The sequence below is a fragment of the Lutibacter sp. genome (genome assembly GCF_040883305.1).
Lineage (GTDB): Bacteria > Bacteroidota > Bacteroidia > Flavobacteriales > Flavobacteriaceae > Lutibacter.
In genome coordinates, this window is the sequence record NZ_JBFLKT010000166.1 from 1 (window position 1) to 8,243 (window position 8,243).

4 protein-coding genes and 1 pseudogene are annotated in these 8,243 nt (G+C 29.7%); all 5 read right to left on the minus strand.

The window, feature by feature from the left end; translation table 11 throughout:
* A pseudogene (locus tag AB1Z17_RS05330) lies at nt 1–1,241 on the minus strand (hypothetical protein); the annotation flags it as partial.
* A 324-nt stretch (nt 1,242–1,565) separates the two neighbouring features.
* Nucleotides 1,566–2,888 carry a sensor histidine kinase gene (locus AB1Z17_RS05335; protein WP_368050761.1) on the minus strand — a complete coding sequence of 441 codons (1,323 nt, stop codon included), beginning with the start codon at nt 2,886–2,888 and terminating at the stop codon, nt 1,566–1,568.
* 3 nt (nt 2,889–2,891) lie between these two features.
* Entirely contained in the window at nt 2,892–3,629 is a 738-nt protein-coding gene (locus AB1Z17_RS05340) for a LytR/AlgR family response regulator transcription factor (RefSeq protein ID WP_368050762.1), read from the minus strand.
* Between the two features lie 66 nt (nt 3,630–3,695).
* The gene (gene pbpC / locus AB1Z17_RS05345) at nt 3,696–6,035 is read right to left on the minus strand and encodes a penicillin-binding protein 1C (RefSeq protein WP_368050763.1); all 2,340 of its coding nucleotides are present in this window, start codon (nt 6,033–6,035) and stop codon (nt 3,696–3,698) included.
* Nucleotides 6,036–6,138: 103 nt separating this feature from the next.
* Nucleotides 6,139–8,243 (minus strand): alpha-2-macroglobulin (locus tag AB1Z17_RS05350; protein WP_368050764.1); only part of this gene is annotated, 2,105 nt, incomplete at its 5' end.

An 8,243-nucleotide genomic window follows, 5' to 3' on the forward strand; every position in this document is an offset into this window, starting at 1 on the left:
ATAACTTCGTTATCTTCAACAATTATCATACCTCCTCCCCAAGAGCTTATATATACTTTTTCTATATTAATCGGATCGAAAGTAACATTTACAAGGTCACTTACATTTATTTGACTGTATGGTGTATTGTGCCAGTTTGTTCCGTTAAAATGATCTATTCCATAACGTCCTCCTCTAGGTGCATAAGCACCATCGTACCAGCCATAAACAACCCATAAATGGCTTTCTTTTGCTGAAATTGAAAAAGGTAAATTTGATACAGGTCCATCTGGATGAATTTCTTCAAAATCTGGAATATTTTCTATAGAGCTTTTTAATATGCCAAACTCTTTTGTGCCTAAATAAAGTGTATTATCTTCAAAATAAGCAGCATTTAGGTTATAGTAATATTCTTGATTAGCATTGGTTACATAGTTTAATTTTTCTGTATCGTTTTTATCAATTACGTAGACATATCTTTGTGTTGCTAGTGCTAAATAATCTTCCGAAGCTTTTAAGGCGTTAATTGTTTGAGGATAATTTTTTTGAAGTTGAAGATTATTGTCTATAAATTTATACAACTTTCGTCCGTTAGCTACATAAACCTGATTGTTAAAGGCTTCAATTGAAGAAAAATTTTCAGAAAAATGATGCGTCCAGTTATTAAAATCTATTAAATTTGGATTGTTAACGGATGCTGTATAAATACCATTTTCTGTTGCTGCATAAATGGTGTTATCAACTATTTTTATTTCGTTTATTCTTATTTCTGAGGATTGATTTCCTATAAAAAATGTATCTCCAAATTGTAATTTATCGAGGTCGTAAACAACTATTGCAAATGAAGTTGAAAGGTATAACTTACCATTGAATTCTGTAATATTATTTATTTGTTTATTTCCAGAATAATTAAAATTAACGATATCTTTTAATATTGTAATTTTATTTTTAGTATCAATTATTTCAATTAATCCGGTTTCATAACCAATAATTAATTTTTTATAAGCAGTACTATAAAAGATACTTGATGTTGATGCTCCTGAAAGTCCATTTACAGATGAAATTTTTGACATTTCTCCGGTTGCACTATTGAATGTAAAAACAGCGTTATCTACAATAGCATGCAGTTGATCTTCAGTTTTTATAAAATCTTTTACATTATTATAGGAATAGAAATCTTCCCAATTATTTGAGTAATCAATTTGAGACCAAACTGCTGTAGTTATTAGATAGAATAGTAATATTTGAAATTTATCTTTCATAATTATTTCAAATATATCTATTAAAAATTTAAAAGAGAAAGGTTTGTTTATAATAAATTTACAGCAAAAAAAAACCTTGAACATTATATAAATTAATTTATAATGTTCAAGGAATAAATAAATCAACCCCAAAGACTTATTTAATGTTTTAATGTACAGTGTCAAAACCCCTCTTGACATTAATACAAATCAAATATACGTTAGAAATTAGATTCTAATAAATAATGTTAACAAAGAACTGTTATAAATCTGCAAATGGCACGTTTTTATAAATAAATGGTAAAATAGATATATTTAAAAATAATTTGAAAATTGGTTTTAATACTACACTAGAGGAAATCTAATTGAAACTTGTGTGCCTGATTTAGTGTTTGATGAAATATCTTTTGTTAAAATATGTACGTCTTTATTTTGATATAAAATTCTAATTCTGTTTTCTGTAGCTTCTGCGCCAAAAAACTTGCGTTTTTGACTCATATGAGATAATTCTTTGGCTTTATTAATCCCAATTCCATTATCTTGAACAATGCATAAAACATTTTTATTTTCTTCTTTTATGGTTAGTTCAATTGTTTTTTCGCCTTCCATTTTCATAATACCATGCCAAATAGCATTTTCAATAAAAGGTTGTAAAAATAATGGCGGAACCTTAATATTCTCTAAACTAAGATTTTTATCTACATTAACAATATAATTAAAACCTCCAGAGACTCTCATTTGTTCTAATTTAACATACAATGCAAGAATTTCTAATTCATCAGAAAGTGTTGAAGTTGGACTGGAAGAGCTATTTAAAATAACACGAATTAATTTTGAAAATTTCGTAATATAATCTGATGCTTTTTCAACATCACTTTTTATTACAAAATTATTTATGGAGTTTAAAGAATTAAATAAAAAATGTGGATTCATCTGACTTTGAAGTGCAGTCATTTTCAACTCTTCCATTTCCTTTAATTTAATTGCTAATCGAACCTCTGCATTTTTACTTTTATCTTCAATTTTTTTTATTAGTGAACCTATTATAACTGAAAAAATTATTGCTTGTAATATTAAACCAATGTAAATAAATAGTTTTGGTTCAATACCTATTTTAATAAATGGTTCTTTTCCAATAATATGTTCTAAAAAAGTAATATTAGCTAGTAAAGTATATAGTAAAGATCCAATAACAAAATATAGTGCAAAGCTATTTTTAATTTTAATTAAAATAATGTAAAAGGTAATTATAGCAAACAATGTTAAAATAGGTGCTATTAGTGTATATGCCTTAATTTGGAATTGATACCCAAAGAAAAATTGAATAATCACAAACATAAACGCTAATAAAAGGAATACACGAGCTGATATTTCAAAAAATTTATCCCATTTTAATAAATGAAATCTAGAATCTAATAAATCTCTAGCAAAAGAAATATAAGCTGCAAAGGCCAAAAATTGAACTGAATAATTTAAATATTCAAATAGGGTAGGGCTGCCAACAGCAACATCTTTAAATAAATAAACACTAAATGCTAAAAGGTATAAGCTATAGTATAGATATACTTTTGATTTATTTTGGAAGAAAATTAAAATATGATATATAAACAAGATAAATAGACCTCCTCTTATCCACGCATATATTTCAGAATGATAATCTAATAACATTCTTTAGTCTAAATAAAGTTTCTTAAATAATTCGGCTTTTCTATTTCTACTTATACTGGCTGTTAAACCATTGGTCATAATTAATTCACCACCTAAACCTTTTAAGTATTCTTTTACATGGTTTAAGTTTATTAGATACGAATTATGAACTCTAAAAAAGTGTGAAAATAAAAATTTCTTTTCTACCTCTTTTAGTGTTTTTGAAACCACAATTTGTTGTTCTGATTTTAAGTAAATAGTAGTATAACTTTTATCAGACTTTAACATAACTACATCATCTTTATCTAATAAATAAACTTTTCCATCAGCAGAAATATTTATTTTATCATTATTATCATTTAAATTATTTAATAAAATTTGTAGTTTATTTTCTAATAAATCTCCCTTTTTTAGGTTATGGATTTTATCCATAGAGACAATCAGTTCATCTTTATCAACTGGTTTTAATAAATAATCTATTGCGGATACTTTTATTGCTTTTAGAGCAAATTCATCATGTGCGGTTGTGAAAATAAGGTTAAAGTCTCTATTTTCTAACTTCTCTATCATTGTAAAGCCATCCATTTCAGGCATTTGGATGTCTAAAAAAACAACATCTGGCTTATCTTCATTAATTATATCAATGGCTGCAATTGGAGAATTACATTTGGTAACCTCCACATTATCAATATAGTTGTTAAGCTTCCATTCTAATGCTTCTAAAGCATCGTTCTCATCGTCAACTAATAAGATTTGTAACATAGTCAAAAGGGTCGATGTTAATTATTTAATTTGCAAGATACAACATTTGAATATATGTTCAAACTGTTACTCTTTAATTTCAAATTTTTGTTTAATTTCATTTCCAAACTCATCCACAACTGTAATTAGATGCTTTCCTTTTTTAGGTGAAATTTCTATCTCGTGAAGAGTGTTTGTTTCTCCAATATAACCATCATTTAAATACCAAAATACACTCGCTGTCTCATTGGCATGTATTAGTTTAAAAATCAGACCGTTATTTTTATTATTAAAATCTCTAGATAAGTAAATTGAAGCATTTTTTTTTGGAAAAACGAACGCCATTTTTTGTAAATTTTCACTTAAACAATCGGATCTATAATTTGGTAATTTTTTATAATTTGGATGCTTTTTTTGAAAATAAAATTCTTGTAATGGAGGTAATACAAACCAGCTTTTATGAACCATATTGTTTAACGATTGACATGAAGAATTGACTTGAAACTGCTCATTTTTATCTAAATGCACCCAAATATGATATGGACAAGGAGCTGTTTTCAAACCAGCTTGTTGTATAAAAACAATATCTTTTTTCTCGCAATATTCACTTGCTCTATAGCCGCTTTTATTACAAATAGGGATTTTCACTAATTCATCAAAAGGTTTTTCAAACCAGTTACTATTTGGTAGCTGATTAAAAACATCAAACAATATTGGAGCTGCAGTTGAAACCCCAACCAAACCGGGTCTGCCTTCTCCATCTGCATTTCCTACCCAGACTCCAACAACATATTTTGTTGTAACTCCAATTGCCCAGGCATCCCTAAATCCAAAACTTGTTCCTGTTTTCCAAGCTATTTTGTTTGAAGCATCAAAAAACTCCCAATTTTCTTCTCCTTCTGGTCTATTTACTTTGCTTAATGCTTCAAAAGTTAAATAGGTTGAACCTGCATCAAAAATGGTTTTTTCGGTTGATACTTGTCCAAAAGCTGGTTTAAAATTATGTAAATAAGAAGGTTCTAAAAATTCGTTTTTATAATACTTTCCTTGTGTGTTTTCATAATGATTTATTGTTGAAGCCATACCTGCATAACTTTTACATAAATCCCATAAATTACTTTCTGCACCTCCTAAAATTAACGATAAACCATAATGATTTGCATTGTATTTTAAGTCTTTTAAATTCAGTTGTTTTAAATAATGATAAAACCTATCCAATCCAAAACTTTGCAACATTCTAACCGAAGGAACATTTAACGATCTGTACAAAGCTTCACTTGCAGCAACAACTCCATCAAATTCTTTATTGAAATTTTCAGGTTTGTAACTTCCTATTTGTGTGGGAACATCGGCAACCAACGTATTTGGTAAAATATCTCCAGCATCTAACGTTGCGGCGTACAAAAAAGGTTTTAATATACTTCCTGTACTTCTGGGTTTGTTAATAATATCAACATCTTTTTGATGCTCTTTTGTAGTTGGTGAATTTCCAACATATGTCAAAACTTTTCTTGTTTTTACATCTAAAACCAATACAGCAATGTTGTTAATTTGATTTTGACTTAATTCGTTATAATGACTTTTAACTATTGAATTTACCTTGTTTTGCAATCCAAATTTTATAGAAGTTTTAACGCGTTTTCCTTCTTGATTTTCTACCACTCGTTGTAACAAATGTGGTGCTATTTGTGGAATTGCATATGGTTTTCGAGGTAATTCTTCTTGAATTGCTAAACTGTAAGTTAGTTTGTCAATTATTTTTTCATCCAACAATTTTCTTAACAATCTATTTCGTTTAATCAATAATTTTTGTTGATTTTTCCCCGGATAAATTAAACTTGGTGCATTTGGTAAAACTGCCAATGTTGCACTTTCTGCCCAAGAAAGTTGGCTGGGTGAACGTCCAAAATACCGCCACGAAGCAACATCTAATCCAACAACATTTCCGCCAAAAGGAGCATTAGAAGCGTATAATGAAAGTATTTTTTCTTTAGAATACCTTAACTCCACTCTGGTTGCTAAAACAATTTCTTTTAACTTTTCCAAATAGGTTCTTTGCTGGTTTTTTCGAGATAATCTAATAACTTGTTGCGTTAAAGTACTTCCGCCTCTTTTTATGGAATTCGATTTTAAGTTTTGAATAGCAGCTTTAAAAATTGAAACTGGATTAAATCCCGGGTGCTTGTAAAAATAAGCATCTTCAAACTGAATAATACATTGCTTAAATTTAATTGGAATACTATCGTTTTGAGGAAATCTCCATTGACCATCTTCTGCAATTTTTGCACCCAATAATTCACCTTCTGCACTTTCAATTACAGTTGATGTTGGATTTTTAAATAAGGTTTTAGGCAATGAAAAATAATAAGCCGTTAGTAAAATAACGGCTATTAGTAGTTTGATTTTATGTTTTTTTATTGAATTCATATTAAAATTTCTTCATTGCGAGGAGTTTGGTATAACGACGAAGAAATCTGCTGATTAAGAAACAGATTACTTCGTCGTTTCTCTCCTCGTAACGACAAATTATTTACTTCACTACCTCAATCCATTGTCCTTTAGTTCGTGTAAAATACTCGTTATCATACATTGCTTCTGCCTGTAAACCGTACAAATAATAATTCCCTAAATACGATGCGTTTAACAACACTTTAAATGTTTTAGACTGACTTTTATTTAAATCGAAATAAAAATTAACACGATCGTCTCTAATATCCGTATAATTTGCGTTTTTAGTAGCCGTACTTCCAAAATCGGTAAAACGTGTGTTTACAATTTCCCACCCCGAAGGGAAAATCTGAGTAAGTGCAATATCACGCACTTCTTCTTCTTTTAAATTACTAACGGTTACGTGCGCTTCAAATTCTGTTCCTTGTGTTAATTTAGACACATTAACCAAATTTCCTTGAGCATCTTTATAAACTATACTAACTCCTAAACCTCTTTTTTCTGAAATTTCTTGTCCTATTGGTAAAATTCCGCCAATTGACACGTTTACAAATACCACATTTGCTTGATTATTGGTGATTGAAACCGAATTTTGCCCCATAACAATTCCTAAATTTCGTTGCGCAATAGCAAATTTAGAATCGACTTTTTCGACTTTTTCGTTGTTTAAGGTATAGTTTAATTTTATAGATTTACCTCCATTTATTTCAACCATTTTAGCCATAGCTAATAAACTATACGCTGTAGTTTGGGTACTCATCCAACTATTAGACGATAAGCGTTTAGCAATGTATTTTGCCAATTCTTTAGCTTCATTATTACCAGTGATCAACATTGTTTCCATTGCCATTGCTCGGTTTCTATCAACAGATCCATACGTATAATAATCGTAAGTACTACTTTCAAAATTAATATTAGCCGTATTTGAAATTTTGGTTGCCGCTTCTTTTTGACCAGCCAATGCATATGCGGCAGCCAATCGCCATTTTGCATTGTTTGAAAGTTCACTAAACTCTCGCAATCTGTTCATTGAAGATAAATCTGGATGTCCGGCCAAAGCTAATGTGTATAATCTGTATGCTTGTGCTAAATCTGAATTATAGCTGTTATAACTTGGTCTCCAATTACGTGCTGCTTGTTTTTGATAATTTATCCAATTCGTGAAAAAAGTTAATGGTAAAACATATCCCTTTTTCTCAGCTTCAATCATAAAATGTCCGGCGTAACTTGTTCCCCAATCGTTGGCGGTATTTTGACCCATCCAATAACTTAATCCTCCACTTGGGGCTTGAAAATCACTAATTTTTTCGATTCCTTTTTTAATATTCTCCGTTATTTTTTGTTTTTGTTGTAATGGAATATCAAAAATTTCACTTAAAAACAACTGCGGAAAAACGCTAGAAGTAACTTGTTCTACACAACCGTGCGGGTATTGAATTAAATATTGCAATCTACCATTAAAACCCATTGAAGGTAAGGTTGAAAACTCAATCTCAGCAAAATTACTTCCTGAAATTCCAAAGGTTTCAAAATCAATAGTTTTTGTTTCATTTGCGGCCAATTCTAACATATTACTTTTTATTGAAATCGGATTAGGATTTACCACATCAATTTCAACTTGATAAGATGATTTTTCTCCATTTCCAGAAGCAATTACTTCAATTTTTCCAATGGCTTTTGCTTCTGAAACATCTAATTGAAAATACGCCATTTTCTCATCTGGGCTTTCAAAAGATATATTTTGAGAAGTTGCTCCAATAACTTTAATGCCTTCGGATAATTTTAATTTTACCTCCACATTTTTCACCTTATTTTCCATTGCAAAAACGGTAACTGGAAGTGTTACTTTTTCTCCAGGACTTAATTTACGTGGCAATGAAGCCAAAACCATCAATGGTTTTCTAACTGGAGTAGTTTCATCAACTTTTCCATAAGCACCAATTTCATTATCTGCTGCAATTACCATTGTTCTAACCGAACCAATATACTTTGGCAACTGAATTATATGCGAAGCTGTTTTTCCTTTTGTTAACGTAAATGGACCTAAATAACGTACTACTGGTTTAAATCGATTTGCTTTTTTGGCATTTCCGGCAGCTAATTCAGCATCTCCACCAACGGCAAAAACTTGCTCAATACTTCCTCCATAGGCACCAATAACATCATCAAAAATATCCCAAGTTTTAA

What these genes read in the sequence shown, in the direction of transcription:
- AB1Z17_RS05335 (WP_368050761.1), bottom strand. Translation starts at nt 2,888, where the DNA reads ATGTTATTAGATTATCATTCTGAAATATATGCGTGGATAAGAGGAGGT.
- AB1Z17_RS05340 (WP_368050762.1), bottom strand. Translation starts at nt 3,629, where the DNA reads ATGTTACAAATCTTATTAGTTGACGATGAGAACGATGCTTTAGAAGCA.
- pbpC (WP_368050763.1), bottom strand. Translation starts at nt 6,035, where the DNA reads ATGAATTCAATAAAAAAACATAAAATCAAACTACTAATAGCCGTTATT.